Genomic DNA, 26,030 nt, shown 5'->3' with positions numbered 1-26,030 from the left:
CGTGGATGGTTGCTGGATTACCCCAACCCCATGCGCTGCATCCAGTAGCGCAGCTTCGCCAGCGTCCAGCCCAGCTCGCGCGCGGTGCGCGATTGGTTCCAGCGGTTGCGGTGCAGCAGGGCCTCCAGTTGAGCGCGCGGCAGGGGCGCTTCGCTGTCGGAACCCGGAGTCGGGTCGGTCCCGGGTGGCTGCGGGGGTGTCGAGTACGGGCTTGGGGCCGTGCCCAAGGGGTCCGCGGCGGCCTCCAGCTCGAACGCCGGGGCGTCCAGCGTGGGGCCGGGGTGCAGCGCCAGTGCGCGCTCCAGCAGATTTTCCAGCTCGCGCACATTGCCGCGGAAGGGGTGCGCCTGCAGGCGCTGCAGCGCCGCAGGGGTGAGGGTGGGGGGGGCGGCAGGCCGTCGCGCAGGGCCAACTGGGCCAGCAGGGCGGTCACCAGCGCCGGCAGGTCCTCGCGGTGCTCGCGCAGCGCGGGGGCGTGGATGGGGATGACATTCAGGCGGTAGTACAGATCGTGCCGAAATTGCCCCGTCTGCACCAGGCGGGCCAGATCTTTGTGGGTGGCGCTGACGATGCGCACATCCACCGCTTCTTCCGAGGTGGCACCGACCGGGCGCACGGCGCGCTCCTGTAGGGCGCGCAGCAGCTTGACCTGCATGGGCAGTGGCAGGTCGGATACCTCGTCCAGAAACAGGGTGCCGCCCGCTGCGGCCTGGAACAGGCCAGGTTTGTCGGCGCTAGCGCCGGTAAAGGCGCCGCGGCGGTGGCCGAACAGTTCGCTCTCCAGCAGATCGGCGGGGATCGCACCGCAGTTGACGGCGACGAAAGGGCCGCCGGCGCGGTGGCTGCAGGCGTGCAGGGCGCGGGCGATGAGCTCCTTGCCGGTGCCGGATTCGCCCGTCACCAGCACCGGCGCCATGGTGCGCGCGACGCGCTGGATGGTCTGCCGCACCGCCTGCATGGCGGGGGAGGAGCCGATCAGCCGCTGCAGGGCGGCCGGTCCGTCGCCGGAGGGCAGGATGGCCTTGCCACCCGCCGCACTCGCGAGTCGCTGCGCCGGGTTGGCTTGCCCCGCCGTGCCCCCGCCCGGTTGAGCGGCATCCAGGGCGGTGGCGATGGCCTGCCGCAGCCGGGCGGGTGCCACCGGTTTGGTCAGGTAGTCGAAGGCGCCGGCCTTGAGTGCTTCCACCGCATTGTCGGCCGAGCCGTACGCCGTGATCACGATGGCGCGCTCCCCCCGGCCGTCGCGCGCCAGGTCGCGCAGCAGATCCAGCCCCGTGCCGTCGGGCAGACGCATGTCGGTCACGACGGCGCTGTAGCGCCGCCGGGCCAGGTGGGCGCGTGCCTGCGCCAGATCGCCCGCTGCGTCGACGGCCAGCCCCACCTTGACCTGCGCCAGTTCGTACAACTGGCGCAGGTCGGGCTCGTCCTCGACGATGAGCAGGGTTGGGGCCTCGCGGGGAGTCATGGGGTGGCGTCGGCGACGGGCAGGCGGATCACGAAAGCATTGCCGGGGCGGCCGTCGCGCGGGCTGCGTTCGTGGCTCAGCTCCGCATGGTAGCGCTGGCAGAGCTCCCGCGACAGATACAGCCCCAGCCCGCTGGAGCGGCTGTAGGAGGAGGCAAACGGCTCGAACAGGTGTTCGCGCACCGGGGCGGGAATTTCGTCGCCGTCGCTCCAGACGGTCACGCGGGCCCGTCCGTCATCGGTCGAGGTTTCCACCCGAATGGCGCCTGCGGCGGGGCTGGCGTGCCGGTCCGCGTTGTCCAGAAGGTTGACCAGCACGCGCCGCAGGTGTTCCGGGTCGAAGGCGATGGTAGTGTTACCCGCCCGGGCGTCGCGCTGCAGCCGCGTCCCCTGGGGCCGTTGGCGCAGCCAGTCCGCCAAGGCGTCGTCCACGGTCCTGTCCAGGGGCAGCGCTGGCAGAAGCGGCTGGTGGTCGGGCCAGGGGATGCGGGCGGTCTCCAGCACGTCGTCCACGGTGCGGTTCAGACGCCGCACGTTCTGCTCGATCAGGCCGATGAGGTGCCGTTGGGTCGGCGTGGCCTCGTCCTCTTGCAGCAGGGCGCTGGCCTGGGCGATGGCGGCCAGCGGGTTGCGGATTTCGTGCGCGACGGCGGCGGAGATGCGGCCCATGGCGGCGAGCTTTTCGGTGCGCACGCGCTGCTCGATGTCGTGCAGGTCTTCCAGGAACAGCACGGCCGCCTCCAGCCGCTGGGGCGTGCCCAGCGGGTGCAAGCGCACCCGCACGCGCCGCTGAGCGCCGCTGGGCAAGGGCAGGGTCAATTCGCTCGTGGGGACGGGGCGACCGTTTGGGTGAGGTGCCGCCAGCCGGCGCAAGGTCCCGCGGGCCCAGGCCGCCAGCGGCGGTCACGCCGGGCTTTGGCGCAACCAACGCCCGGCGCCCGCGGCATCGTCGGCCTCGCGCTCTGGATCGGGCGTCGGACGGTCCACCCCCACCATGCGTGTGGCAGCGGGGTTGGCGTACCAAATGGCGCCGCCCGCCTCCATGACGACGATGCCTTCGCCCAGACCGGTGGCGATGAGGCGATTGATTTGGCGGTGCAGATCGGCCAGTTGCCGGCTGCGCCGTGCGGCATCGTGCTCGCCGACCAAGCGCGCGGTCAGGTGGCTGGCCAGCCAGGCCACGATGAACAGGCCACTGCCGGTCACGCCCGCTTGCATCCATTCCGCGGTGCCCAACGCGCCGCGGCCATCGTGCCAGGCGGCTGCCAGCAGCGCGAGCGTGCCGGCGGCCGCGCACCCCAGCGCAAGCAGCCGCGGCCCGATGACGGCGGCCAACAGCACCGGCCACACGAACAACGGCGTGAAATTGAGGTTGCCCGGCGCAAAGACCTGCAGAACCGCGAATACGCCCAGATCGGCCCACACGGTCAGCAGCCAGCGTGGCGCGCCCACCCCGCCGCGCGTCGACACGGGCGGCAGGGTGACGGCAGCCGCACTGACCAGCGCCAGCGCGCCGCACACGGCGACGATCCAGCCCGGACCGCTGCCGTACCACCAAGCCGCGGCTTGCAGCAGGAGCAGCGCCGTGGCCACCAGCAGCCGCGCGCCCATCAGCAGCCGCCACAGCCGGGGCGAGACGGGGCCGTCCTCCCCTGTCGAATACTGGGGCCACGGTTGTGTTGCGGCGTCCGGGTCCGCCGGCGCGTACCACGACGGGGCGAAGGGGGGGCTGTCGGTGTCCTCAGCCTTCGGCGAGGCGGCGGTGTTCATCGCTGCAATAGGGGCCGAGGCCGCCGCGCACCGCGTCGGCGGCCGGCAGGTGTACGCCGCAGTGGCGGCAACGGACCATGGTGTCGGGCTGTGCCGCGCCGGGGCCAGCGCCGTTTTGTCGGGCGCTTTCAGCAGCCCGTTCAGCGGTGCGTTCGTGTGCCGCCAGTTGGCGTTGGTGTCGCCACCAGACATACCCCAGCACGACGACGGCGATGACGAGCAACCACTTGAACATGGAAACGGGCGCGGGGGGTCAGCCGCCGCGGCGCAGGATGACCTCGAGCACAAAGTGCGAGCCGACGTAGCCGAGCAGCAGCAGCGAGCCGGCCGCGTACAGCATGCGCACCGCCAGCCGGCCGCGCCAGCCCCAGCGCCAGCGGCCCCACAGCAGCACCGCCAGCACCGCCCACGACAGCACCGTAAAGACCGTTTTGTGGGTGATCCAGCCGGCGGTTGGCTGCAGCAGTTCGGTGAAGTACCACCCCGCCAGCAGCGTCAGCGTCAACAGCACGAAGGCGCCGGTGACGAAACGAAAGGTCAGCCGCTCCAGCGCCAGCAACGGCAGCGCGGTGGGCTGGGCGCCCCCGCGCCGGATGGTCTGCTCGGTGCGCTGCATCATCCAGGCGTGGGCCACGGCCGCGCCCAGCAGCCCGTAGGACGCAAAGCCCAGCGCCCAGTGCAGCGGCAGCCAGGGCGACGCCAGCGCCGGGTAGGCCGTGCCGGGAAAGATCAGCGCCAGCAGTACCGCGGGCACCCCCAGGCCGGCCAGCGTCCAGCGGGTGCCCAGTTGGGGATACAGCCGCGTTTCGAGCGCATAGACCGCCAGCACCAGCCAGGCGGTGACCGACAGGGTGAGCGCAAATCCAAAGCGCACCGGTGTCGCCGAGAACGCCGCCGCCAGTGCCAGGCCATGCAGCAGCACGGTGCCGAGCGTCAGCCACGCGACGGCGGCGCGGCCCAGCCGGGCCGCGCCGGCGGCCAGCGCGGCATAGCCCGCCGCAGCGCCCAGCGCGGGCGCCACCGTCCACCAGGGGCTGACCGGTACAATCATCCGCCTAGTGTAACGAAGCCCCGCCATGGCATCCGCCCTTACCGAAAAACTGTCGCGCCTGGTCAAGCAGATCCGCGGCCAGGCCCGCATCACCGAGGCCAACGTGCAGGACATGCTGCGCGAGGTGCGCCTGGCGCTGCTGGAGGCGGACGTCGCGCTGCCGGTGGTGCGCGACTTCATCGCCCGTGTCAAGGACAAGGCGCTGGGGCAGGAGGTGGTCGGCTCGCTGACCCCGGGGCAGGCGCTGGTGGGCATCATCCACCGGGAGCTCGCCGCCACGATGGGCGAGGGCGTGGCCGACGTCAACCTGGCCACGCAGCCGCCGGCGGTGATCCTGATGGCCGGCCTGCAGGGCGCGGGCAAGACGACGACGACCGCCAAGCTCGCCAAGTGGCTGATCGAGCGGCGCAGGAAAAAGGTGCTCACCGTCAGCGGCGACGTCTACCGCCCGGCGGCGATCGAGCAGCTGCGCACGGTGACGAAGCAGGCCGGGGCGGAGTGGTTCCCCAGCTCGCCGGACCAGAAGCCGCTGGACATCGCGCGCGCGGCGCTGGACCATGCGCGCAAGCATTATTTCGACGTGCTGATCGTCGACACCGCCGGGCGCCTTGCGATCGACGAGGCGATGATGCAGGAGATCCGCGCGCTGCATGCCGAGCTCAAGCCCGTCGAGACGCTGTTCGTCGTCGATGCGATGCAGGGGCAGGATGCGGTCAACACCGCGCGCGCCTTCAAGGAGGCGCTGCCGCTGACCGGCATCGTGCTGACCAAGCTCGACGGCGACTCGCGTGGCGGGGCGGCGCTGTCGGTGCGCGCCATCACCGGCGCGCCGATCAAGTTCGCCGGTGTCAGCGAAAAGCTCGACGGGCTGGAGCTGTTCGACGCCGAGCGCCACGCCGGCCGCATCCTCGGCATGGGCGACATCGTCGCGCTGGTGGAGCAGGTCACGGCAGGCGTGGACCTGCAGCAGGCGCAGAAGCTCGCCGCCAAGGTCAAGAGCGGCGGCTTCGACCTGGAGGACTTCCTCGAGCAGATCCGGCAGATGAAGAAGATGGGGGGGCTCTCCAGCCTGCTCGACAAGCTGCCGACGCAACTGGCGGCCAAGGCGGGCGAGGCCGACCTCGACCGCGCCGAGCGCGACATCCGCCGCAAGGAGGGCATCATCTGTTCGATGACGCCCGAGGAGCGGCGCAAGCCCGAGCTCATCAAGGCCAGCCGCAAGCGCCGCATCGCCGCCGGCGCCGGTGTGCAGGTGCAGGAGGTCAATCGCCTGCTGAAGGAGTTTGAGCAGATGCAGGCGATGATGAAGAAGATGAAGGGCGGCGGCCTGATGAAGATGATGAAGCGCCTGGGCGGCATGAAGGGCCTGCCCGGCGGGTTGCCGGGCCTGTGATCGCGGCCGGGATCCGCGGGCACGGGCAGGGCCATTGATCCATCGCAAGCCCTGCCAGCGTTCGGCGGCGTACCATTCGGCCGCTGTGGTCACGTTCGAACTCCTGCTGACGGGGGTGGCGCTGGTGGCCGCCTTGGCCGTGCGGCCCTGGCGGCTGTTGCGCGGCCCCTTGTTCACGCCCACCCTGGCGTCGGCGGCGCTGCTGCCGTGGTTCTGGCTGTTGCCCCAGCATTTGCCGCAGGGCATGGCCGTGCAGTTTTCTGGGGCCAGTCTGCTGGTGTTGATGCTGGGTTGGCCGCTGGCGGTGCCGGTGCTGCTGCTGGTGGCGCTGCTGGTCTGGCTGCTGGGGCAGGCGGGCTGGGAGGCGGTGCTGTCGCAGTGGGTCTGGGTCGGGCTGGTGCCGGCCACCCTGGCGCTGCTGATCGGCTGGGCGCTGCGGCGCTGGCTGCCGCCCAACGTGTTCATCTACACGCTGGGGCGCGGCTTCCTCGGCACCGCGGTGGCGCTGTTTGCCTCCGGCGCGCTGTACGAGGGCATTCATCACCTCATGGAGGGCGTCACCGTGCACGAGGCGCTGGTGGCGCGCTGGCTGATGGCGTGGGGCGATGCGTTCCTGACCGGGCTGTTCGCGGCGGTGTTCGTGGCGTTCGCCCCGCAGTGGCTGGCCACCTGGTCCGACGAGCGCTACCTGCGCCCGCCGCCCCAAGGGTGACGGGCCCGCGCACCAAGACGCCTTCCGGCGTCCTACAATGGCTGCCATGGGTACCTTGGCCGGCTGGAGCGGCCTCGATCCGCGCGATCGGGCCGTCATCCTCGGGTTGCTGAAGCCTGTGGCGTGCCGCCACGGGGCGCAGCTCCGTCTGTTCGGCTCGCGGGCGCGAGGGGACGCGCGCCCGCAGTCGGACATCGACGTGGCGTTGTGCTCGGGCAGCCCGCTGCCGCTGGACGAATTGGCCGCGCTGCGCGAGGCGCTGGAGGAATCCAGCATTCCGTTCCGTGTCGACCTGGTCGACCTCGCCCGTGCAGCACCGGCGTTGCGGCAAGCGATCGAGCGCGAGGGTGTCGCATGGACCGACTGATCCGGCGGCTGGAGGTGGCCAGCCGGGCGCTTGCGACGCTGGAGGAGCTGGCCGCCCTGCCGGTCTCGCCGCTCGTGCGCGACGCCTCGATCCAGCGCTTCGAATACACCTTCGAGGCGGTCTGGAAGGCGGCGCAGGCCGTGCTGCAGCAGCACTATGGCGTCGAGCTGGCCTCACCAAAGCCGGTCGTGCGGGCCTGCTTCGAAAACGGTTTGCTGACTGAGGACGAGGCGCGGCAGGCGCTCGCGATGGTCGACCATCGGAACTTGACGGCGCACACCTACGATGAAGCCTTGGCCGAGGCGATTTTCTCCGCGCTGCCAAGCTACCGAGCCTTGCTGAGGCAGTGGCTGCAGCGGCTGGCGCAGGCTGACGCTCAATCCCGCTCGTAGGTCACGAAGGCGAACGGCAGCCCGTCGGCGCTGACGTGCGCCTCGCGCGCCGTCTCGCGCCAGCCGGGGCCGAGCACCGGGGCGAAGGCGTCGCCGTCGAAGGCGCGCGCGATCTCGGTGACGATGGCGCGGCGCGCCAGCGGCTCAGCCTGCACATAGACCTGCGCGCCGCCGATCACCCATGCTTCCGCGGGTGGCTGCCCGTCCGGCCCGCGCAGCGTGCGGCAGTGCGCCAGCGCCGCCTCGAGGCTTTCGACCGGCACCGCGCCGGCGGCGGCCAGTTCCGCCGCCCGCGCCGAGTCGCGCGTCAGCACCAGGTTGACGCGCCCGGGCAGCGGGCGAAAGCGCGGCGGCAGCGACGCCCACGTCGTGCGGCCCATGATGACCGGACAGCCCTGTGTCAGCCGGCGGAAGTGCGCCAGATCCTCCGGCAGATGCCAAGGCATCGCGGGGTGGCCGTCGCGGGTGCAGCCGATGACGCCGTTGGCGGCGCGGGCCAGAATCAGATTGAGTCGCGGCTGGGGCAGGGTCATGCGGGCAGCATAGCGCAGCCGGGGCGGGCCGACGGCGGCAGCCCGTGTGTGTTCTATGGGATCGTCGTGTGCCTCACAATGGGGTCATGAACGATTGGCTCGACCGCTTGGGCTTGCGTCTGCCCATCATCCAGGCGCCGATGGCAGGTTCGCAGGGCAGCGCCTTGGCGCTGGCGGTCACGGCGGCGGGGGGCTTGGGCTCGTTGCCGGCCGCGACGCTGTCGCCCGATGCGCTGCGCGCGGAGCTGCAGCGGCTGCGCGACGGGGCGCGCGGGCCGTGGGCGGTGAACTTCTTTTGCCACGCGCCGCCAAGGCATGATGCGGCGCGCGAGGCCGTGTGGATGGCGCGGCTGGCGCCGCATTACCGTGCCGCGGACCTGACCCCGCCTGCCGGGCCGGCGGTGGCCGCGCGTGCGCCGTTCGACGCCGCGGTGGCGGAACTGGTGGCGCCTTTCCGGCCACCGGTGGTGAGCTTTCACTTCGGTCTGCCGGGGCCGGAGCTGTTGGCCCGGGTAAAGTCGTGGGGCGCGGTGGTGCTGTCGTCGGCCACCACGGTGGAGGAAGCCCGTTGGCTGGAGGCGCACGGCGCCGACGCCATCATCGCCCAGGGCCTCGAGGCGGGCGGCCACCGCGGCATGTTCCTGACCGAGGATATGTCCACGCAGCTCGGCACGATGGCGCTGCTGCCGCAGGTGGTGCGCGCGGTGCGGGTTCCGGTGATCGCTGCAGGTGGGATCGCGGACGCCGCCGGGGTGGCGGCGGCACGGGCGCTGGGCGCGGCCGCGGTGCAGGTCGGCACCGCCTACCTGCTGTGTCCGGAGGCGACCCCGCATTCCCTGCACCGCGCCGCGCTGCAGGGCCCGCGCGCGGCGCACACGGCGCTGACCAACGTCTTTACCGGACGGCCGGCGCGCGGCATCGTCAACCACGCGATGCGTGCGCTCGCCGACGGGGCAGTGGGCTGGTGCGCCGATGCGCCGGACTTTCCGCTGGCTGCCCATGCGCTGGCGCCGCTGCGCGCGCAAGCCGAGGCGGCCGGGCGCGACGACTGGTCGCCGCTGTGGGCGGGGCAGGCCGCACCGCTGTGCCGCCCGCAGCCCGCGGCGGAGCTGACCCAGGCCCTCGCGGCGGGCTGGGCCCCGTAAAATGAAGGGTTACCCCAACGCTTCCCGACCGACATGAGCCAAGCCGCCGACCGACCGTTCTTTTCCGTCGCCGACATCCGGCGCACGTTCCTGGACTTCTTTGCCCGGCGTGGGCACACGGTGGTGCCGTCCAGCCCGCTGGTCCCGGGCAACGACCCGACGCTGATGTTCACCAATTCGGGCATGGTGCAGTTCAAGGACGTGTTCCTGGGCACCGACAAGCGTCCGTATGTGCGCGCGGCGTCGGTGCAGGCCTGCCTGCGCGCCGGCGGCAAGCACAACGACCTGGAAAACGTCGGTTACACCGCGCGGCACCACACCTTCTTCGAGATGCTGGGCAACTGGTCGTTCGGCGACTACTTCAAGCGCGAGAGCCTGAAGTGGTCATGGGAGCTGCTGACCGAGGTGTTCCGGCTGCCGCCCGAGCGGCTGTGGGCCACCGTCTACCACGAGGACGACGAGTCCTACGACATCTGGACCAAGGAGATCGGCCTGTCGCCCGAGCGCGTGGTGCGCATCGGCGACAACAAGGGCGGCAAGTACCAGAGCGACAACTTCTGGATGATGGCCGACACCGGCCCCTGCGGGCCATGCTCGGAGATCTTCTATGACCACGGCCCGGAGGTGGCCGGCGGCCCGCCCGGCAGCGCGGAGGCCGATGGCGACCGCTACATCGAGATCTGGAACAACGTGTTCATGCAGTTCGACATGCAGCCGGACGGCTCGGTGCGGCCGCTGCCGGCGCCGTGCGTGGACACGGGCATGGGCCTGGAGCGGCTGGCCGCCATCCTGCAGGGCGTGCACAGCAATTACGAGATCGACCTGTTCCGCGCGTTGATCGCCGCGGCCGCGCGCGCCACCGGCACCCGCGACCTCGACAGCCCCAGCCTGCGCGTGATTGCCGACCACATCCGCGCCACGGCTTTCCTGGTGGCCGATGGGGTCATCCCCAGCAACGAGGGACGCGGCTACGTCCAGCGGCGCATCATCCGCCGCGCCATCCGCCACGGCTACAAGCTGGGCTGCACGGCGCCCTTCTTCCACAAGCTGGTGCCGGACCTGGTGGCGCAGATGGGCGAGGCCTACCCCAACCTGGCCGCCAACGCGCAGCGGGTGATGGAGGTGCTCAAGGCGGAGGAGGAGCGCTTCTTCGAAACGCTGGCCCACGGCATGGAGATTCTGGACGGCGCCCTGGCCGGTGGTCAGGGGACGCTGCCGGGCGAGGTGGCGTTCAAGTTGCACGACACCTACGGCTTTCCGCTGGATCTGACCAACGACGTCTGCCGCGAGCGCGGGGTGAGCGTGGACGTGGCGGGTTTCGAGGCGGCGATGGAGCGCCAGAAGGCGCAGGCGCGCGCCGCGGGCAAGTTCAAGATGGACCGCGTGCTGGATTATGCGGGTCCGTCGAACGCCTTCGTCGGCTACGAATCGCTGCAGACCTCGGCCAAGGTCGTGGCGCTGTACGTCGAGGGCACGCCGGTGGCGGAGCTCAAGCACGGCCAAAGCGGCGTCGTGGTGCTGGACACCACGCCCTTCTACGCCGAAAGCGGGGGCCAAGTCGGAGACGCGGGCGTCATCACCAGCGGCTCGGCGCGCTTTGCGGTCGCCGACACCCAGAAGATCAAGGCCGATGTGTACGGCCACCACGGCACCCTGGAGCAGGGCACCCTGGCGGTGGGCGACCATGTGCAGGCGCAGGTGGATCTGGCGCGGCGCGCGGCGACGATGCGCAACCACTCCGCGACCCACCTGCTGCACAAGGCGCTGCGCGAGGTGCTGGGTGAGCATGTGCAGCAAAAGGGTTCGCTGGTGAACGCCGAGCGCACGCGCTTTGACTTTGCGCACAACGCGCCCGTCACCGCCGAGCAGATCCGCGCGATCGAGGCGCGCGTCAACGCCGAGATTCTGGCCAACACCGACACGCAGGCGCGCGTGATGGATCTGGAGTCCGCCAAATCGGCCGGGGCGATGATGCTGTTTGGCGAGAAGTACGGGGATACCGTGCGCGTGCTCGACATCGGCAGCAGCCGCGAGCTGTGCGGCGGCACGCATGTGCGGCGCACGGGCGACATCGGTCTGTTCAAGATCGTCGCCGAAGGCGGGGTGGCGGCCGGGGTGCGGCGCGTGGAGGCCGTCACCGGCGAGAACGCGCTGGCCTATCTGCAGGGCCTGGAGGCCCAGGTGCACGAGGCCGCCGCCACGCTCAAGGCGCCGGTGCCCGATCTGGTCGGCCGCATCGGCCAGTCGCTGGAGCAGATCCGTGCGCTGGAGAAGGAAGTCGCCGCGCTCAAGGGCCGGCTGGCGTCGGCCCAGGGCGACGAGCTGGCCGCGCAGGCGGTGGAGGTCAAGGGCATCCGCGTGCTGGCCGCGCGCCTGGACGGCGCCGATGCCAGGACCCTGCGCGAGACGGTGGACAAGCTCAAGGACAAGCTGGGCCACGCCGTGGTGGTGCTGGCCAGCGTGGAGGCGGGCAAGGTGCAACTGGCCGCGGGGGTGACCCCCGACGCGGTGGCCCGGGGACTGAAGGCGGGCGAGCTGGTCAATGCGGTGGCGCAGCAGGTGGGCGGCAAGGGCGGCGGCAAGCCCGACATGGCCATGGCCGGAGGCACCGACGCCAGCCGGCTGGGTGAGGCGCTCGCTAGCGTCGCAGCCTGGGTCGCCGAGCGCGCCTGACGGCTGGGCCTGGCCTAGCGCCTGCGGTTTTTGCCCGTGGGGGCCGCGTCCGCGTTGGGCGGATGGTCCTGCACGTGCTCGACGAAGCGGCGCGCGGCCAGTGACAGGCGCCGGTCGCTGCGCCAGACCAGCAGCCAGCGCCGCTCGATCGGAAAACCCGCCACGGGCAGCACGGCCACGCCGTCCTGGGCCGGGTCCTCGGCCAGGGCGTGCCGCGACAGCACGGCGAGCCCCAGGCCCGCGGCCACGGCGTGCTTGATGGCTTCGTTGCTGCCCAGCGTCGCGCGCAGCTTCGGGGTCAGGCCGTGCGTGCGCAGATAGGCCTCGGTCGCCAGACGGGTGCCGGAGCCGGCTTCGCGCATCAGCATGGGCTGGCCGTCCAGCGATTGGCGGGGCACGCGTCGGGCGCCGGCCCACGGATGCCCGGCCGGCCCGATCAGCACCAGCGGGTTGCGCATCAGGGGTACGCTCTGCAGGGGCAGGTTGTCCGGCGGCATCATCATCACGGCCAGCTCGGTCTCGTCCTGCCGCAGGCGGCGCACCACGGCATCGCGGTTGTCCACGGCCAGCTCGATTTCGATGCCCGGGTGGCTGTCGGTGTAGCGGCGCAGCCAGCGGGCGATGAAGTACTCGGTCGTCGTCACGCCGGCGATGCGCAGCAGCCCGCGCTCCAGGCCGTGTAGGGCCTGCAGATCCTCCTCGAAGCGCTGCCAGCGCGCAAACATGTCCAGCGCCGCTGCCTGCAACAGGCGCGCGGCCTCGGTGGGGCGGATACCGCGCCCGACCGGCTCCACCAGCGCCGTGTCCAGCGCCGATTGCAGCTCGTGGATTTGGGCGGAGACGGTGGGCTGCGTCAGATGCAGTTCGCCCGCCGCACGGGTGATGGAGCCCAGCCGAACCACGGCCTCCAGGGTGCGCAGTTGGTGGAAGGTGACGCGCGGGGGGCGAATCTTATTCATTCAAAAAAATCAATGTAAAAAAATCAGAAATGATGATTTAAGTCGATGAAATGATCGGCCACGCTGCGCCCATCGTCAACCCCTCGAGAAGGATCGAGAGGAGCCAACCGGTCCCCATCACCGTCGCGCGCATCGCGCCCGAAGCCGGGGACAGCCTGCGCTGCACCCGCGTGTTCCTCAAAGGTCCGATCAACACGCCGCACCCAGGGTGCGAGCGGATCGTGCGCTACGCCTTCGGGTACGCGCGCCGCCACGGCCGCAAGAAGGTGACCTGCAGGACCAAGGACCACACCATGAAGATGACCGATGGGCTGTTCCATCGCGTCGCAACCCATGCCGACGTCAGGGGTCCGCTGCAGGCGCTGACGGCGCGCGGCTATGCATTCGGCCAGGGGCAGTGAGGCGCTGGGGCGGGGTGCCCGGTCAGCGCAGCCGCCGCGCCAACGGGCGCTCCACCGCGCGTTCGAACGCCCAGGCCAGCAGCAGGCTGGCGCCCCAGCACACCGCGGCCAATGCCCACGCGTGCCCGGTCAGCGCCGGCCAACGCGCCAGCGCCGCATTGCCAGCCAGCACCGCCGTGTAGTGGGTGAGGAACAGGGCATACGAGCGCTCCGCCCCGGCGGCCAACGCGGCGGCCAACCGGGAGGTCAAACCGCGCGCCAAGTTGGACGCCGCGCCGGGCGCTTGGATGCTCGGCGCGGGCGACGCCGGATCGGTTGATGCCGGGCCGGGTGCCGCCGGGCGCGCCCACCCCGCCAGCAGTACGGCCACTCCCAGCGATAGGGCGATACGGTCGCGCCACTCCACGGCCAGGGCCGCGGCACCGATGGCGACGATCCCCATCAACCACGGCCAACGCGGCCCGCGTACCGCCTGGGCCGCCAGCACCCCCAGTCCGTAGCTGCCGATGAAGTAGAGCGCCCACAGGTCCAGGTCCGGGTGGCGGTTGACGTGCAGCAGCGAGACGGCGATGCAGCCGATCAGCAGCGCCAGGGCCAGCGCGTTTCGCCGTGGTGCAGGCGCCACTAGGGTGGCGATCCAGGCCAGCCCCGCCACCAGCGCGTAGAGCTGAAAATCGATGGCCACATACCATGCACCGGCGGCGATGGCCGGTACGTCGACGATGTCGTGCAGCAGCAGCGCATGGGCCAACCAAGTCCCCGGCGTGGCCGACTGCAAGCGCAGATCGTCGGACAGCCAGGGGTGCAGCACGGTGGCCAGCCCCGCCGCCAACATCATTGCGACCAGAAACGGTGGCACCAGACGCCGGTAGCGCTGGAGCAGCGCGGTTCGCAGCAGTCGCCCATCGGTGGCGCGCAGCAGCGTGCCCGCCGCCAAAAAGCCGCCCACCACCAAAAACACCTGCACCGCCTTGCGGGCGTGGTCGTACAGGGCGTCGGCCAGGGCCGGCGCCTGGGTCCACAGGGCATCCGACAGGGGGCCGTAGGCCGACAGGTGGTGCCAGACGATGCATTGCGCGGCCAGCACTTTCAGCGCATCGACCAGGGGTTGGCGCGCACGGTTCATGCCTGGGCGCTGGCGGGTGGAAGGTTGTGCGAATCGAGCCGCAGGCGGCTTTGAAAGTGCCGCCGCTGGCCGGTGACCGGATCGTCGAATGCGAGGACCTGGGCCAGCAGTTGCAGCGGTTGCGTGTAGTCCTCGGGGTCGTCGGGGCCACGCCGGGCCACGGGGTAGAACTGGTCGCCGACGATGGGCAGCCCCAGCGCATGCAGATGCACCCGGAGCTGGTGGCGCTTGCCCGTGACGGGGCGAAGCCGGTAGCGGGCGTAGCGGCCGTCCGGGCCCAGGCGCTCCAGCGGCTCGATCCAGGTTTCGCTGTTGGGCGGCAGGGCTTCTTCGGCGGCGGCCTCGCGCATGCGGTAGAAGGCGGTCTCGTCCTCGCGCAGGTGACTCACGCGCCGCTGAGGCCAGGCCAGATCGTCGCGCCACGGGGCGATGGCCTCGTAGATCTTGTCCACCCGGCGTTCGCGAAACAGCCGCTGGTAGGCATCCCGCTCGGCGGCGCGCACGCTGAACACCACCAGCCCCGCGGTCTCGCGGTCGATGCGGTGCAGCGGACTGAGCTCCGGCAAGCCGAGCGCCTGCTTCAGGCGCACCAGCAGCGTCTCGCGCACATAGCGCCCGCCCGGCGTGACGGGCAGGAAGTGCGGTTTGTCGGCGACCAACAGATGCGCGTCGCGAAACAGGACCACTTCCCGAAACGGAATGCGCGCTTCCTCGGCCAGCGTGCGCCAGTAGTACACGCGCTGACCGTGCAGGTAGGGGGTGTGCTCGTCCAGCGCACGCCCATCGTCATCCACCACCTCGCCCGCGCGCAGGCGGGCCCGCCATTCGTCGCGAGGAATGCGCGGCAGCCGCTCGGCCAAAAACTCCAGCAGCGTGGGCCAGGGGCTTTGCCGCAGCCGCGGCAGCGCCACGCAACTGGGCGACACCCCGTCGCGCATGGGAATGTCCGCATTCTTGGGCAGCCGGGCCATCGCGGGGTGGCAGGCGTCAAAACGGGGTGCGGCCCGGCACGCGCGCCAACACGCGCAGGTCTGGCCCCACCGGTTGTACCGAGGTGAAGGACAGGGACCAGCCATCCTCCAGCCGCGTCAGCGGCCCCAGGTCGGTCAAGCCGACGCCGGTGCCCAGCAGGCGTGGCGCCAGATACAGCAGCAGCTCGTCCACCAGCCCGGCGCGCCACCACGAGGCATTCAGTTTGGCCCCGGATTCGATGTGCAGCTCGTTGACCTCCCGCGCGGCCAGATCGGCCAGCACCGCGGCCAGATCCACCTTGGGCTGCCCACCCGCCGCCTTGGGTGGACCGGGGCGGTCCACCACGGTCACCCCCAGCGCCGCCAGCGCAGCCCGCTTGTCGACCTGGGCCGCGGCGGTGGTCGGATCGCTGGCGGTGTAGACGATCACCGTTCCTGGCGGTTGCAGGATGCGCGCTGCGGGGTCGATCTCCAGCGCCGAGTCGAGCACCACGCGCAGCGGCTGCCGGGCCGTGGGCACGTGCCGCACGTCCAGCCGCGGGTCGTCGCTGCGCACGGTGCCGATGCCGGTGAGCAGCGCCCCGGCCCGGCGCCGCCAGGCATGGCCGTCGGTCCGCGCGGCCTCGCCCGTGATCCACTGACTGACGCCATTGGGGAGCGCGGTGGTGCCGTCCAGCGAGGCCGCCACCTTCATGCGCACCCAGGGGCGGCCGTGGCGCATGCGCTGCCAAAAGCCGATGTTGAGCTCGCGCGTCGCCCGCGCGGCCGGGTGGTCGTCGGGCAGTTGGTCCACCACCACCCCGGCGGCGCGCAGGCGCTGCAGGCCACTGCCGGCCACGCGGGGATTGGGGTCGATGGCCGCCACGACCACGCGCGCCACGCCGGCGGCGATCAGCGCATCGCAGCACGGTGGCGTGCGCCCGTGGTGGCTGCAGGGCTCCAGCGTCACATAGGCGGTCGCGCCGCGCACATCGGCACCGGCGGCCTGCGCGGCGCGCAGCGCCATCACCTCGGCGTGGGCGTCGCCTGCGGCCTGGGTGTGGCCGTCGAAGGCGCGGCCATCGGGCAGCACCAGCCGGCAGGCCACACGCGGGTTGGGGTCCGATAGGCCCACGGCGCGCTCGGCCAGCGCGGTCAGGTCGTCCCAGACCCGGGCCTCATCCATGGCGGCGCACAAAGACCAGATCCCACACGCCATGGCCCAGGCGCAAGCCGCGTTGCTCGAACTTGGTCAAGGGGCGGTAGTCGGGGCGCGGCGCGTAACCCGCCAGCGCAGGATCGGTGCTGGTGTTGGCCAACCGCGGTTCGGCCGACAGCACGGCCAGCATCTGCTCGGCGTAGGGCTGCCAGTCGGTGGCGCAGTGCACATAGCCGCCGGGCTTGAGCCGGCTGGCCAGCAGCGCGACGAACGGCGGCTGGATCAGCCGGCGCTTGTGATGGCGCTTTTTGTGCCACGGGTCGGGAAAGAAGATGTGCACCCCGTCCAAAGACGCCTCGGGCAGCATGTGGGTGAGGACCTCCACCGCGTCGTGTTGCAGGATGCGGATGTTGGCGATGCCCTGCTCACCGATGCGCTTGAGCAGCGCCCCGACGCCGGGCTCGTGCACCTCGCAGCACAAAAAATTGTCGTCGGGCCGCACGCGCGCGATGTGGGCCGTGGCCTCGCCCATGCCAAAGCCGATTTCCAGCACCAGCGGCGCGTGGCGGCCGAAGGCCGTGTCGGCATCCAGCGGCGCCGGGGCATAGGGCAGCAGGTAGCGGGGACCCAATGTCTGCAGCGCCTTGGCCTGACCGGTCGTGGTGCGGCCGGCCCGCAGCACGAAGCTGCGGATGGTCTTGGGGTGGGCCACACCGGGTGGGGCTGCGGGCGTAGGGGGGAGAGGCGGGGATGCGGTCACGGGCCGAATTGTAGAGAGCGCTCCCGCCACGCATCGATCCAGCCCTGCAGGCTGTGAGGCACCTCGGGGGCCGCCGGACCCGGCAGCCCCAGCACGGCGGCAGCGGCTGCGAGCGCGGCGAGCGGATCGCGCAGATCCAGCGCCTGCGCGCCGTTTTGCTTGGAGAGCTTCTCGCCCCGGGCGTCGCGCACCAGCGGGGTGTGCAGGTAGCGTGGCGTCGGCATGTCCAGAGCCTGCTGCAGCACGATCTGACGCGCGGTGTTGTCGGCCAGATCCTCGCCACGCACCACGTCGGTGATGCCCTGCGCCGCATCGTCCACCACCACCGCGAGCTGGTAGGCCCACAGGCCATCGGCGCGTTTGAGCACGAAGTCGCCCACGGCCGCCTCGACGTCCTGGGCCTGAGGGCCCAGGCGCCGGTCGCGCCAGGTCAAAGGCACCGGCAGGCCCCGCTCGGCGATCACCCGCCCGACGTGCAGCCGCCATGCGCGCGGCGCGCGGCCGCGCAGGCCGCCGTGCTCCGGCCGGCAGGTGCCGGGGTAGGGGCGGGCGCTGTGGCGCGCGCGCGGCACGCCGCGGGCGAGCCAGGCGGCTTCGATGTCCTGCCGCGTGCAGGCGCACGGGTACGCCCATCCCGCGTCGATCAGGCGCTGCAGGGCGGTGGTGTAGGCGGCCTCTCGCCGAGACTGCCACCACACGGGTTCATCCGGCGTCAGACCGCAGGTGCGCAGTTGCTCGAGAATGGCGGCATCCGCCCCCGCCACGCAACGCGGCCGGTCCACGTCTTCGATGCGCACCAGCCAGGCGCCACCATGGGCGCGCGCATCCAGCCAACTGGCCAGGGCCGCGACCAACGAGCCGGCGTGCAGCAGACCCGTGGGCGAGGGGGCAAAGCGTCCGCGATAGGCCGTGCCGGGCCGCACCCTCAGCCCTCCAACACGGTGAGCGCCAGTTCCAGCCCGGACAGGAATGCGCTCTCCACCCGGTGCCCCAGACACCAGTCGCCGCACAAGCCCAGCCCGCGCCGGACATCCCAAAGGCAGGGCTCGCCCAGGGGCCGCTGGGTCTGCGCATACCGCCAGCGGTGGGCGACGGCGTGGGTGGGAGTGGCGTGGATGCCGGTGATCTCGGCAAAGCCCTTGAGCAGCTTGGCGGTGATGCGGTCGGGGTCGTCCTCCAGGTGCTCGGCCGACCAGGCCGGACTGGCCTGAACCACCCAGCGCTCGACGGGATCGCGCCCCGGCTTGCTGGGTTCGCGCGCTACCCAGGCGATGCGGTGGTGGTCGCTGCGGGCGGCGTGCCAGCGCGGCCCCAGCCCGTTCAGCCCGGGCTGCATGGCCTGGGGCCAGGCCGCCATCAGCGTCCAGCAGGGGGCCATGGCCACGTCCTGCGCCAAGCGCGCCTGCCAGTCGGCGGTCAGGTCGCTGGCTCGCAAGAGTTCCAGCGCTTGCGGCGCGGGGATGGCCAACAGCACGGCATCGAAGCCGCCATGCACGGCGGGGGTGTCATCGGGGCCTTCGACCCGGATTTGCCAGTGCGCGGGGGCGATGGCGTCCGGCTCCAGTCGCACGACGCGGGATTCCCAGTGGCACTTTCCGCCCGGGCCGTCCACCAGCGGCTCCGCCCAGGCCTTGACCAACGCACTCATCCCCGGGGTGGCGACCCAGCGCGTCTCGCGCGGCAGGGGTGCAGCGACGACGTGACGGCCCAGATCATCGAGCACACGCACCAGGCTGGCGTCCCATGGGGCCACCGGTGCGTCGGTGGCATCGAGGGCGAGCCGAAAGCGCGCGTCGCGCACCGTGAAGAACTGCGCCCCGTGGTCGAAGCCGCCGAACGCGGTGCGGCGCGTAGCCATGCGACCGCCGGCGCCCCGGCTTTTTTCGAACACCGTCACCCGCCAGCCCGCCTGCGCCAACGTGCGCGCCGCCGTGATGCCGGCGATTCCCGCCCCCACCACCGCCACGTGCCGCGGCGCGGCGGGGGTCGGGGCGGTCGGTTGGGGGGCCGTGACTGGCCGGCGCAGATGCCGGGTGCGCGATGGGGGGGTGGGCGGGGCGGGGCGGCGGGGCATGGCAGGCTTTCGGGTGGGGGATGGGGTGCAATCTAGCAGACCCTGAGGCCGCAGCGGCCGGCGCAGGGGGAACTGACCGGCACGGGGCACTCCGGGGCTAGCCACGCGGTCGTCGCATCAGCAGGGCCTCGCGGGTGACGGGTTCGGCCAGTCGTTGCAGCCACCACTGCAGCGCCGGCCCCACCGGGCGGCTGGCGCCCCGCCGGGCCGCTGCGGCCCGCCAAGCATAGGCGGTGCGTGCGGTACGCGGCGGCAGCGTGGTCTGGCGCAGGACCAGATGGCCGGCGTCCAGATACGGCTGCACCAGGGGCTGGGGCAGCCAGCCACACCCCAGCGCGCGCAGTTGCGCCTCCAGCTTCATCTGCATGGTGGGCACGGTCAGCACATCCTGACCGGGCAGCAGCCCGAGGGTCAGCCCGCCACGCGGGGCCGAGTCGGCCACCGCCACGATGCGGTGCTCCCGGATCAGATGCGGCGTCAGCGGCTCGGGCGCGTCGGCGAGCGGATGGCACGGTGCCACCACGAACCAAAAGGCCACCTCGCCGAGCAGTTCCATTCGCACATCGCCGCCCGGTGGCCGATCCAGCGCCACCCCCAGCGCCAGATCCGCTTGGCCGGTGAGCAGTGCCTCCAACGTGCCCGACAGCGTTTCGCTGCGCAGCCGCAAGCGGGTGGGCGCGCCCAGCGCATAGAAGGCCTCGCACAGCTCCAGCAGGGTGCGCGGGTCGATGACGGCATCGGCGGCGATGGTCAGCTCGGATTCCCACCCCGTGGCGACACGGCGCACGCGCTGCGCCACGGCGTCCCACTCCCGCAGCAGGTGTTCGCTGGCGCGCAACAGCTCTTCGCCAGCGGGGGTGGGCTGGGCGCGGCGCGCGCGCCGGTCGAACAGCAGCACGTCCAGCGCGTCCTCGATCTGCCGCACGCGGTAGGTCAGCGCGCTGGGGACCAGGCCCAGTTCGCGGGCGGCTGCGGCAAAGCTGCCGCAGCGGGCGATGGTCGCCAGCAGGGCGAGCTGGTCCGGGCCGAGGGCGGCCCGCGCCGCACGGGCGGTTGGGGTTGGGGGCTGGGCGCGCATCAGGCCTTCGATATTCAAACGATTTGAATGATGCCATCAAACCTCATGCGCTGTAGGTCCATGTCTGTCACCCTACAGTTCACCCAACGCCATCCCCATCGGGAACATGCCATGATCGCCAAGCGCGCCAGTCAGGAGCGGGGCTACGCCGACCACGGTTGGTTGCAGACCCACCATTCGTTTTCGTTTGCCGGTTATTTCGATCCCCGCTACATGGGCTGGGGCAACCTGCGCGTGATCAACGAAGACGTCATTGCGCCGGGGGCCGGCTTCGGCATGCACGGGCACCGGGACATGGAGATCGTCACCTATGTGCTCGGGGGCGAGCTGGCGCACCGCGACAGCATGGGCCATGTCGAGACGATCCGCGCCGGCGAGGTGCAGCGCATGAGCGCCGGCCGTGGCGTGATGCACAGCGAGTTCAACCATGCCCAGGGCCCGACGCATCTGTTGCAGATCTGGATCGAGCCCCATGTGCGCGGTATCGAGCCCGGCTACGAGCAGAAGGCCTTTTCCGCGGCCAGCAAGCGCGGGCGGCTGTGGCCGATCGCGGTGCCGGTTCAGCGGGCCGAGGCCTTGGCCAGCGCCGACGATCCGCCGGTGCGCATCCACGCGGACGCGGCGCTGTACGCCGGCCTGTTCGACGGTGCCGAGTCGGCGACGCATGCCCTGGCCCCCGGCCGGCTGGCTTATGTGCACGTGGTGCGCGGGCGCATCGCCATCAACGGTCAGCCGTTCGGCCGCGGGGATGCGGCCATGGTCGCCGACGAGGCGGCCGTCACCCTCGCCGATGGCGAGGATGCCGAGGTGTTGCTGTTCGATCTGGCGCGCTGATGGTGGCGCGCCGGCGCCCGTTGTTTCCGATCACCCCCCGGTGATCGTCCACCCCCCCCTGCTGGGGGCCGTTCATCGACCTCAAGGAGTTTTCTCATGCCTCACATCGTCGTCGTCTACCACTCCGGTTACGGCCACACCCAACGCATGGCGCAGGCCGTCGCCGAAGGTGCAGGCGCCCAACTGCTGGCCATCGATGCCGACGGCAACCTGCCCGAAGGCGGCTGGGAACAGCTCGACGCGGCCGATGCCATCGTCATGGGCAGTCCCACCTACATGGGCAGCGTGAGCTGGCAGTTCAAAAAGTTTGCCGATGCGTCCAGCAAGGCCTGGTTCGTGCAGAAGTGGAAGGACAAGGTCTTTGCCGGCTTCACCAACAGCGCGACCATGAACGGCGACAAGCTCTCCACCTTGCACTACCTGTTTACGCTGGCCATGCAGCACGGCGGCATCTGGGTGGGCACCGGCCTGATGCCGTCGAACGCCAAGGCCGCCCAGCGCAACGATGTCAACTATGTCGGATCGTCGGCCGGCGCGATGGCCACCACCCCATCGGATGCCAGCGCGCAGGAGATGCTGCCAGGCGACCTGGAGACCGCCCGCCTGTTCGGCCAGCGCGTGGCCGAGGTGACGGCCCGCCTGCGGGGCTGAAGACCCGGGGGCGGCGGCGGTCCGCTCCCTACAATCGGGCGCATGTTCGTCCACCTGCGCCTGCACACCGAGTTTTCCGTCGTCGATGGCACGACGCGCATCGACGACGCGATCGAACGCGCCGCCGCGGACGGCCAGCCCGCGCTGGCCATCACCGACCTCAACAACCTGTTTGGGGGCGTCAAGTTCTACAAGGCGGCGCGGGCGGCCGGCGTCAAGCCGGTGCTGGGCGCCGAGGTGAACCTGGAAGGGCTGGAGGGTGACACCCGCGTCCCCCCGCCGGCTGGCGGGCCCGCGCCCGCTCCGCAGCGCGTGCTGTTGCTGGTGCAAACGCACCAAGGCTACCTGAACCTGTGCGAGCTGCTGGCCCGTGCCTGGACCCAGGGCGTGGTGCGTGACCAGGCCTTCGTGCGCTGGTCGTGGCTGCAGTCGCTCTCGGAGGGACTGATCCTGCTCTCCGGCGCCGCGGCGGGCCCGGTCGGGCATGCCCTGCTGGCCGGCGACGAGGCACGCGCCGCCGAATGCGCTTTGCGTCTGGCGCAGGCGTTCCCGCACCGTTTTTATCTGGAGGTGCAGCGCGCCGGCCGGGCGGACGACGAGCGCCACGTACAGGCTGTGGTGCCGCTGGCCGCGCGGCTGGGCCTGCCGGTGGTGGCCACACACCCGATCCAGTTTCTGGCCCCCGGGGATTACGAGGCGCACGAGGCCCGTGTGTGCATCGCCGAAGGCGAAATCCTGGCCAATCCCAAGCGCGTGCGGCGCTTCACGCGGGAGCAGTACTTCAAATCCGCGGCCGAGATGGCGACGCTGTTCGCCGATCTGCCTTCGGCGCTGGCCAACACAGTGGAAATCGCGCGCCGCTGCAACCTCACGCTGACGCTGGGCAAGCCGCGCCTGCCGGACTTTCCCATCCCGCCGGTGGACGGTCGCCAGCTCGACACCGAGGCGTACTTTCGCCACGTCTCGCGCCAGGGGCTGGAGGAGCGGCTGCTGCACCTCTACCCGGACGAGACCGAGCGCGACCGCCAGCGCCCGCGCTACCTGCAGCGGCTGGACTTCGAGCTCGACACCATCGTCAAGATGGGATTTCCGGGCTACTTCCTGATCGTGTCGGACTTCATCCAGTGGGCCAAGACGCATGGCTGCCCGGTCGGGCCGGGGCGGGGTTCCGGCGCCGGGTCGCTGGTGGCGTATGCGTTGAAGATCACCGACCTCGACCCGCTGCGCTACAACCTGCTGTTCGAGCGCTTCCTCAACCCCGAACGGGTGTCGATGCCGGACTTCGACATCGACTTCTGCCAGACCAACCGCGACCGCGTCATCGACTACGTCAAGGACAAGTACGGCAAGGACGCGGTCAGCCAGATCGCCACCTTCGGCACCATGGCGGCGCGCGCGGCGATTCGCGACGTCGGCCGGGTGCTGGACTTCGCCTACGGTTTTTGCGACGGTATCTCCAAGCTCGTGCCCAACAAGCCGGGCATGAGCGTCACGCTGCAGTACCCGCCCAACCCCAAGAAAGAGGGCGACAAAAACAACTACGCCATCGAAATGGAGCCGCTGCTGGCCGAGCGCGTGCAGAAAGAGGAGGAGGTGCGCCAGCTCATCGAACTGGCGCAAAAACTCGAAGGCCTGACGCGCAACGTGGGCATGCATGCCGGTGGCGTGCTGATCGCGCCCGGCAAGCTGACCGACTTTTGCCCGCTGTACCAGCAGCCCGGCAGCACCTCCACCGTCAGCCAGTACGACAAGGACGACGTGGAGGCGGTCGGCTTGGTCAAGTTCGACTTTCTGGGGCTGGCGACGCTGACCATCCTGGAGCTGGCCAAGGATTTCATCGTCGCGCGCCACCCGGATCAGCGCGACTTCGCCTTCGAGCGCATTCCCCTGGACGACGCCGCCACGTACGAGCTGTTCCAGCAGGGCCGCACGGAGGCAGTGTTCCAGTTCGAATCGCGCGGCATGCAGGGCATGTTGCGCGACGCCAAGCCCACCCGGCTGGAGGATCTGATCGCCCTCAACGCCCTGTACCGCCCGGGCCCGATGGACCTGATCCCCAGCTTCGTCGCGCGCAAGCACGGCCGCGAGCCGGTGGAGTACCCGCACCCGCTGGTGGAGCCCGTGCTGGCCGAGACCTACGGCATCATGGTCTACCAGGAGCAGGTGATGCAGACCGCCCAGGTGCTGGGCGGCTACAGCCTGGGCGGCGCCGATCTGCTGCGCCGCGCCATGGGCAAGAAAAAGCCCGAGGAGATGGCCAAGCACCGCGAAATCTTTCGCGAGGGCGCGGCCAAAAACGGCATCAGCCAGGACAAGGCCGACGAGGTCTTCGACCTGATGGAGAAGTTCGCCGGCTACGGCTTCAACAAGTCGCACGCGGCGGCCTATTCGCTGCTGGCTTACCACACGGCGTGGCTGAAGGTCCATTACACGGCCGAGTTCTTCTGCGCCAACATGACCATCGAGCTCGACGACACCGACAAGCTCAAGGTGCTCGTCGAGGACGCGCAGGGCTTTGGCATCCGCTTCGAAGGGCCGGACATCAATCGCGGGACCTACCGGTTCGAGCCGGTCAGCGACCGCGAGATCCGATACGGGCTGGGCGCAGTCAAGGGCACGGGCCAGCAGGCGATCGACGCCATCGTGGCGGCGCGCGAGGGCCGCGGCGTGGGGCCCAGCGGGCAGGTCGCGGGGCCGTTCACCAGCCTGTTCGATTTTTGCTCGCGCGTGGACCGCTCCCGCGTCAACAAGCGCACGGTCGAGGCGCTGATCAAGGCCGGCGCCTTCGACCGCCTGCACCTCAACCGCGCCGCGCTGCTGGCCTCGCTGGACCGCGCCTTCGAGTGGGCCGCTGCCCAGGAGGCCAACGCCCAGCAGGGCGGGTTGTTCGATGCGCTGGGCGACGGGGGGCACGGCTGCGCCGCCGAGGCGCCGCCGCTGGTCGATGCGCTGCCCTGGGGGGTCAAGGAACGCCTGGCGCACGAAAAGGCTGCGCTGGGTTTTTACTTCTCCGGCCACCTGTTCGACGAGGTGGAGGCCGAGGTGCGCCGCTTCGCCAAGGTGCGTCTGGCGGATGTCGTGGATGGCCGCGAGCCGTTCCTGGTCGCCGGTATCGTGGGCGATCTGCGGATCATCAACGGTCAGCGGGGCAAAGTGGCCATCTTCAAACTGGACGATAAGAGCGCCGTGCTGGAGGCCACCGCCGACGAGGGGCTGATCCAGGCCCACCGCAACCTGCTCAAAGACGACGAACTGGTCGTCGCGCAGGTGCAGGCGCAGCCGGACCGATTCTCGGGCGGGTTGCGGCTGAAGGTGCAGCAATTGTGGGATCTGCCGACGGCCCGCTGCCGTTTCGGCAAATACCTGCGCGTGGCGGTCAATGGCCGGGCGCCGGACATCGCCGCGTTGGTGCGGGACTTTCCGCCGCAGCGCGAAATGACCGAGCACGGCGAGCTGCTGCGCGCGCTGCCGGTGCGGCTGGCCATCTGGCGCGAGACGGCGCGCTGCGAGCTGCAACTGGATGACCGTGCCAGCTTCTACCCGAGCGACGCTGCCCTGGCGCGCTGGATGGCCCAGGCGCACGAGCAGCGGGCCGAAGTCGTGTACGACTGATCACTCGTTGGGCCGAAAACCCAGGATCAGCGTCGGGGGCACGCGGCCGTTTTCATCGCGCGGCAGCCGCGCGGTGCGTTCGATCGCGCGCAGCACGGCGTCGTCCCAGGCGCGGTGCCCGCTGGACTTGAGGAGCCGGCTGCTCAGAATCGTGCCGTCGGGCAGGGTGCGGACTTCCACCTCGGCGCGCGGATTGCCCGGTACGGTGTCGGCAAACACGATGTTGGGGCGGATGTGCGCCACCAGCCGCCCGGCGTAGCTGGCCGACGGGCCCGCGTCGCGCTCCGCCGTGCCTCGGGCCTGCGCGCCACCGGTGGCGTTGGCCTGGCCCAACATGCGCTCCAGATTGCGCTGGCGCTCAGCCTCCAGTTGCGCCTGCTCGCGCTCGGCGCGCTCACGGGCGGCCTTCTCCTGCGCCGCTTTGGCCTTCGCAGCCTGTTCGCGTTGCGCTTTTTCGCGTTCGGCCTTGTCGCGTTCGGCTTTCTCCCGCCGGGCTTTTTCCTGGGCGGCTTTCTCCTGGGCCAGCCGCTCGGCTTTCTCCTGCGCGGCGCGTTGCTCCGCCAGGCGGCGGGCTTCGTCGCGGCGCCGCTGCTCCTCGCGCTGGCGCTGCACGGCGATGTCGGCGTCGCGGCGGGCCGGCTCTGCCGCCGGCGGGGGCGGCGGCGCGGGGCGGGCGGGGGGGACAGGCGCGGGTGGGGCTGGGGGCTCGGGGGGCGGCTCCTGCGCACGCGGGGCGGCCACCTGCGGCAGCGCCGACCAGAGTTCGGCCGAGGCGACGGTGGTCGTCTCGCGCTGCCACGCCAAGCCCCAGGCCAGCGCCAGCGCCAGCAGCCCGTGGGCCAGCAGTGCCAGCGCCCAGGGCGCCCAGCCGCCCGGGGTGGGCGGCGGGCTCAGGTCCAACTCGTCGACGGTGGCCTGCATGGCAA

At 71.1% G+C, this 26,030-nt stretch carries 24 protein-coding genes and 1 pseudogene; 10 read left to right on the top strand and 15 right to left on the bottom strand.

Translation table 11 applies throughout. The features are described 5' to 3' along the window. Window positions 1–17: 17 nt before the first annotated feature. From ACK4TH_RS03030 to ACK4TH_RS03010, 5 genes and pseudogenes are all read right to left on the bottom strand, one after another. Window positions 18–1,465 (bottom strand): annotated as a pseudogene (locus ACK4TH_RS03030) (sigma-54-dependent transcriptional regulator). Beyond that, window positions 1,462–2,283 (bottom strand): sensor histidine kinase, encoded by an 822-nt coding sequence (locus ACK4TH_RS03025; protein WP_409622487.1) that lies wholly within the window; start codon window positions 2,281–2,283, stop codon window positions 1,462–1,464. The pseudogene ACK4TH_RS03030 and the gene ACK4TH_RS03025 overlap by 4 nt, the downstream one beginning before the upstream one ends. 84 nt (window positions 2,284–2,367) lie before the next feature. Further along, on the bottom strand, window positions 2,368–3,234 hold the full coding sequence (locus ACK4TH_RS03020; protein WP_409622485.1) for a PAS domain-containing protein: 867 nt from the start codon (window positions 3,232–3,234) through the stop codon (window positions 2,368–2,370). Next, window positions 3,206–3,469, bottom strand: coding sequence for a PP0621 family protein (locus ACK4TH_RS03015; RefSeq protein ID WP_409622482.1), 264 nt, complete (start codon window positions 3,467–3,469; stop codon window positions 3,206–3,208). Before ACK4TH_RS03015 ends, ACK4TH_RS03020 begins: the two co-directional genes overlap by 29 nt. Before the next feature lie 18 nt (window positions 3,470–3,487). Further along, complete coding sequence (locus ACK4TH_RS03010; RefSeq protein WP_409622479.1) at window positions 3,488–4,285, bottom strand: inner membrane protein YpjD; 798 nt, start codon at window positions 4,283–4,285, stop codon at window positions 3,488–3,490. 25 nt (window positions 4,286–4,310) lie between these two features. Between ACK4TH_RS03010 and ffh the strand changes: the two genes are divergently transcribed. The 4 genes from ffh to ACK4TH_RS02990 all read left to right on the top strand — a co-directional run bounded on the left by ffh (window position 4,311) and on the right by ACK4TH_RS02990 (window position 7,149). Continuing rightward, complete coding sequence (ffh, locus tag ACK4TH_RS03005; RefSeq protein ID WP_409622476.1) at window positions 4,311–5,678, top strand: signal recognition particle protein; 1,368 nt, start codon at window positions 4,311–4,313, stop codon at window positions 5,676–5,678. A gap of 85 nt (window positions 5,679–5,763) precedes the next feature. Next, window positions 5,764–6,390 (top strand): hypothetical protein, encoded by a 627-nt coding sequence (locus ACK4TH_RS03000; protein ID WP_409622473.1) that lies wholly within the window; start codon window positions 5,764–5,766, stop codon window positions 6,388–6,390. Window positions 6,391–6,436: 46 nt separating this feature from the next. Beyond that, entirely contained in the window at window positions 6,437–6,757 is a 321-nt protein-coding gene (locus tag ACK4TH_RS02995; RefSeq protein ID WP_409622470.1) for a nucleotidyltransferase family protein, read from the top strand. Continuing rightward, the gene (locus ACK4TH_RS02990) at window positions 6,745–7,149 is read left to right on the top strand and encodes an HI0074 family nucleotidyltransferase substrate-binding subunit (protein WP_409622467.1); all 405 of its coding nucleotides are present in this window, start codon (window positions 6,745–6,747) and stop codon (window positions 7,147–7,149) included. Before ACK4TH_RS02995 ends, ACK4TH_RS02990 begins: the two co-directional genes overlap by 13 nt. On the opposite strand, the gene ACK4TH_RS02985 is transcribed toward ACK4TH_RS02990, so the two are convergent. Then, the gene (locus tag ACK4TH_RS02985; protein WP_409622464.1) at window positions 7,134–7,682 is read right to left on the bottom strand and encodes a dihydrofolate reductase; all 549 of its coding nucleotides are present in this window, start codon (window positions 7,680–7,682) and stop codon (window positions 7,134–7,136) included. The genes ACK4TH_RS02990 and ACK4TH_RS02985 overlap by 16 nt on opposite strands. Window positions 7,683–7,768: 86 nt before the next feature. Between ACK4TH_RS02985 and ACK4TH_RS02980 the strand changes: the two genes are divergently transcribed. Both ACK4TH_RS02980 and alaS read left to right on the top strand, forming a co-directional pair. Further along, window positions 7,769–8,827: an NAD(P)H-dependent flavin oxidoreductase gene (locus tag ACK4TH_RS02980; RefSeq protein WP_409622461.1), complete on the top strand. Its 1,059-nt coding sequence runs from the start codon at window positions 7,769–7,771 to the stop codon at window positions 8,825–8,827. A gap of 33 nt (window positions 8,828–8,860) precedes the next feature. Next, the gene (alaS, locus tag ACK4TH_RS02975) at window positions 8,861–11,500 is read left to right on the top strand and encodes an alanine--tRNA ligase (RefSeq protein ID WP_409622459.1); all 2,640 of its coding nucleotides are present in this window, start codon (window positions 8,861–8,863) and stop codon (window positions 11,498–11,500) included. 14 nt (window positions 11,501–11,514) lie between these two features. Here alaS and ACK4TH_RS02970 read toward each other — a convergent pair whose 3' ends face one another. Continuing rightward, window positions 11,515–12,459 carry a LysR family transcriptional regulator gene (locus tag ACK4TH_RS02970; protein ID WP_409622456.1) on the bottom strand — a complete coding sequence of 315 codons (945 nt, stop codon included), beginning with the start codon at window positions 12,457–12,459 and terminating at the stop codon, window positions 11,515–11,517. A 50-nt stretch (window positions 12,460–12,509) separates the two neighbouring features. On the opposite strand from ACK4TH_RS02970, the gene ACK4TH_RS02965 reads away from it, so the two are divergent. Next, a complete protein-coding gene (locus ACK4TH_RS02965) occupies window positions 12,510–12,860 on the top strand; it encodes a hypothetical protein (protein ID WP_409622453.1) in 351 nt (116 codons plus the stop codon). A 22-nt stretch (window positions 12,861–12,882) separates the two neighbouring features. On the opposite strand, the gene ACK4TH_RS02960 is transcribed toward ACK4TH_RS02965, so the two are convergent. The 7 genes from ACK4TH_RS02960 to ACK4TH_RS02930 all read right to left on the bottom strand — a co-directional run bounded on the left by ACK4TH_RS02960 (window position 12,883) and on the right by ACK4TH_RS02930 (window position 20,007). Further along, on the bottom strand, window positions 12,883–13,986 hold the full coding sequence (locus tag ACK4TH_RS02960) for an acyltransferase family protein (protein ID WP_409622450.1): 1,104 nt from the start codon (window positions 13,984–13,986) through the stop codon (window positions 12,883–12,885). After that, window positions 13,983–14,957: a pseudouridine synthase gene (locus ACK4TH_RS02955; protein WP_409622447.1), complete on the bottom strand. Its 975-nt coding sequence runs from the start codon at window positions 14,955–14,957 to the stop codon at window positions 13,983–13,985. Before ACK4TH_RS02955 ends, ACK4TH_RS02960 begins: the two co-directional genes overlap by 4 nt. A gap of 16 nt (window positions 14,958–14,973) precedes the next feature. Continuing rightward, window positions 14,974–16,122, bottom strand: coding sequence for a bifunctional diaminohydroxyphosphoribosylaminopyrimidine deaminase/5-amino-6-(5-phosphoribosylamino)uracil reductase RibD (gene ribD / locus ACK4TH_RS02950; protein ID WP_409622444.1), 1,149 nt, complete (start codon window positions 16,120–16,122; stop codon window positions 14,974–14,976). Further along, window positions 16,115–16,864 carry a tRNA (guanosine(46)-N7)-methyltransferase TrmB gene (trmB, locus tag ACK4TH_RS02945; protein WP_409622555.1) on the bottom strand — a complete coding sequence of 250 codons (750 nt, stop codon included), beginning with the start codon at window positions 16,862–16,864 and terminating at the stop codon, window positions 16,115–16,117. Before trmB ends, ribD begins: the two co-directional genes overlap by 8 nt. Further along, on the bottom strand, window positions 16,852–17,784 hold the full coding sequence (gene gluQRS / locus ACK4TH_RS02940) for a tRNA glutamyl-Q(34) synthetase GluQRS (protein WP_409622552.1): 933 nt from the start codon (window positions 17,782–17,784) through the stop codon (window positions 16,852–16,854). Before gluQRS ends, trmB begins: the two co-directional genes overlap by 13 nt. After that, window positions 17,781–18,929 (bottom strand): NAD(P)/FAD-dependent oxidoreductase, encoded by a 1,149-nt coding sequence (locus ACK4TH_RS02935; protein WP_409622442.1) that lies wholly within the window; start codon window positions 18,927–18,929, stop codon window positions 17,781–17,783. The genes gluQRS and ACK4TH_RS02935 overlap by 4 nt, the downstream gene beginning before the upstream one ends. 97 nt (window positions 18,930–19,026) lie before the next feature. Continuing rightward, window positions 19,027–20,007, bottom strand: a complete 981-nt coding sequence (locus ACK4TH_RS02930; protein ID WP_409622549.1) for a LysR family transcriptional regulator — start codon at window positions 20,005–20,007, stop codon at window positions 19,027–19,029. Window positions 20,008–20,118: 111 nt separating this feature from the next. Between ACK4TH_RS02930 and ACK4TH_RS02925 the strand changes: the two genes are divergently transcribed. The 3 genes from ACK4TH_RS02925 to dnaE all read left to right on the top strand — a co-directional run bounded on the left by ACK4TH_RS02925 (window position 20,119) and on the right by dnaE (window position 25,104). Then, a complete protein-coding gene (locus ACK4TH_RS02925) occupies window positions 20,119–20,841 on the top strand; it encodes a pirin family protein (protein ID WP_409622439.1) in 723 nt (240 codons plus the stop codon). 96 nt (window positions 20,842–20,937) lie between these two features. After that, on the top strand, window positions 20,938–21,492 hold the full coding sequence (locus ACK4TH_RS02920; RefSeq protein WP_409622436.1) for a flavodoxin family protein: 555 nt from the start codon (window positions 20,938–20,940) through the stop codon (window positions 21,490–21,492). 42 nt (window positions 21,493–21,534) lie between these two features. After that, complete coding sequence (gene dnaE, locus ACK4TH_RS02915) at window positions 21,535–25,104, top strand: DNA polymerase III subunit alpha (protein ID WP_409622433.1); 3,570 nt, start codon at window positions 21,535–21,537, stop codon at window positions 25,102–25,104. On the opposite strand, the gene tolA is transcribed toward dnaE, so the two are convergent. Continuing rightward, window positions 25,105–26,025 (bottom strand): cell envelope integrity protein TolA, encoded by a 921-nt coding sequence (gene tolA, locus ACK4TH_RS02910; RefSeq protein ID WP_409622430.1) that lies wholly within the window; start codon window positions 26,023–26,025, stop codon window positions 25,105–25,107. Between the last annotated feature and the right edge of the window lie 5 nt (window positions 26,026–26,030).

This window comes from Tepidimonas sp. (assembly GCF_046292505.1).
In the GTDB taxonomy this organism is placed as follows: Bacteria; Pseudomonadota; Gammaproteobacteria; order Burkholderiales; family Burkholderiaceae_C; genus Tepidimonas.
This window is presented reverse-complemented; position numbering and strand designations above follow the sequence as displayed.

Bases quoted from the DNA above. Each gene is read 5' to 3' on its own strand.
- ACK4TH_RS03020 (WP_409622485.1), bottom strand. From the start codon at position 3,234: ATGAACACCGCCGCCTCGCCGAAGGCTGAGGACACCGACAGCCCCCCC.
- ACK4TH_RS03015 (WP_409622482.1), bottom strand. From the start codon at position 3,469: ATGTTCAAGTGGTTGCTCGTCATCGCCGTCGTCGTGCTGGGGTATGTC.
- ACK4TH_RS03010 (WP_409622479.1), bottom strand. From the start codon at position 4,285: ATGATTGTACCGGTCAGCCCCTGGTGGACGGTGGCGCCCGCGCTGGGC.
- ffh (WP_409622476.1), top strand. From the start codon at position 4,311: ATGGCATCCGCCCTTACCGAAAAACTGTCGCGCCTGGTCAAGCAGATC.
- ACK4TH_RS02995 (WP_409622470.1), top strand. From the start codon at position 6,437: ATGGGTACCTTGGCCGGCTGGAGCGGCCTCGATCCGCGCGATCGGGCC.
- ACK4TH_RS02990 (WP_409622467.1), top strand. From the start codon at position 6,745: ATGGACCGACTGATCCGGCGGCTGGAGGTGGCCAGCCGGGCGCTTGCG.
- ACK4TH_RS02985 (WP_409622464.1), bottom strand. From the start codon at position 7,682: ATGACCCTGCCCCAGCCGCGACTCAATCTGATTCTGGCCCGCGCCGCC.
- ACK4TH_RS02980 (WP_409622461.1), top strand. From the start codon at position 7,769: ATGAACGATTGGCTCGACCGCTTGGGCTTGCGTCTGCCCATCATCCAG.
- alaS (WP_409622459.1), top strand. From the start codon at position 8,861: ATGAGCCAAGCCGCCGACCGACCGTTCTTTTCCGTCGCCGACATCCGG.
- ACK4TH_RS02970 (WP_409622456.1), bottom strand. From the start codon at position 12,459: ATGAATAAGATTCGCCCCCCGCGCGTCACCTTCCACCAACTGCGCACC.
- ACK4TH_RS02965 (WP_409622453.1), top strand. From the start codon at position 12,510: ATGATCGGCCACGCTGCGCCCATCGTCAACCCCTCGAGAAGGATCGAG.
- ACK4TH_RS02960 (WP_409622450.1), bottom strand. From the start codon at position 13,986: ATGAACCGTGCGCGCCAACCCCTGGTCGATGCGCTGAAAGTGCTGGCC.
- ACK4TH_RS02955 (WP_409622447.1), bottom strand. From the start codon at position 14,957: ATGGCCCGGCTGCCCAAGAATGCGGACATTCCCATGCGCGACGGGGTG.
- ribD (WP_409622444.1), bottom strand. From the start codon at position 16,122: ATGGATGAGGCCCGGGTCTGGGACGACCTGACCGCGCTGGCCGAGCGC.
- ACK4TH_RS02935 (WP_409622442.1), bottom strand. From the start codon at position 18,929: ATGCCCCGCCGCCCCGCCCCGCCCACCCCCCCATCGCGCACCCGGCAT.
- ACK4TH_RS02930 (WP_409622549.1), bottom strand. From the start codon at position 20,007: ATGCGCGCCCAGCCCCCAACCCCAACCGCCCGTGCGGCGCGGGCCGCC.
- ACK4TH_RS02925 (WP_409622439.1), top strand. From the start codon at position 20,119: ATGATCGCCAAGCGCGCCAGTCAGGAGCGGGGCTACGCCGACCACGGT.
- ACK4TH_RS02920 (WP_409622436.1), top strand. From the start codon at position 20,938: ATGCCTCACATCGTCGTCGTCTACCACTCCGGTTACGGCCACACCCAA.
- dnaE (WP_409622433.1), top strand. From the start codon at position 21,535: ATGTTCGTCCACCTGCGCCTGCACACCGAGTTTTCCGTCGTCGATGGC.
- tolA (WP_409622430.1), bottom strand. From the start codon at position 26,025: ATGCAGGCCACCGTCGACGAGTTGGACCTGAGCCCGCCGCCCACCCCG.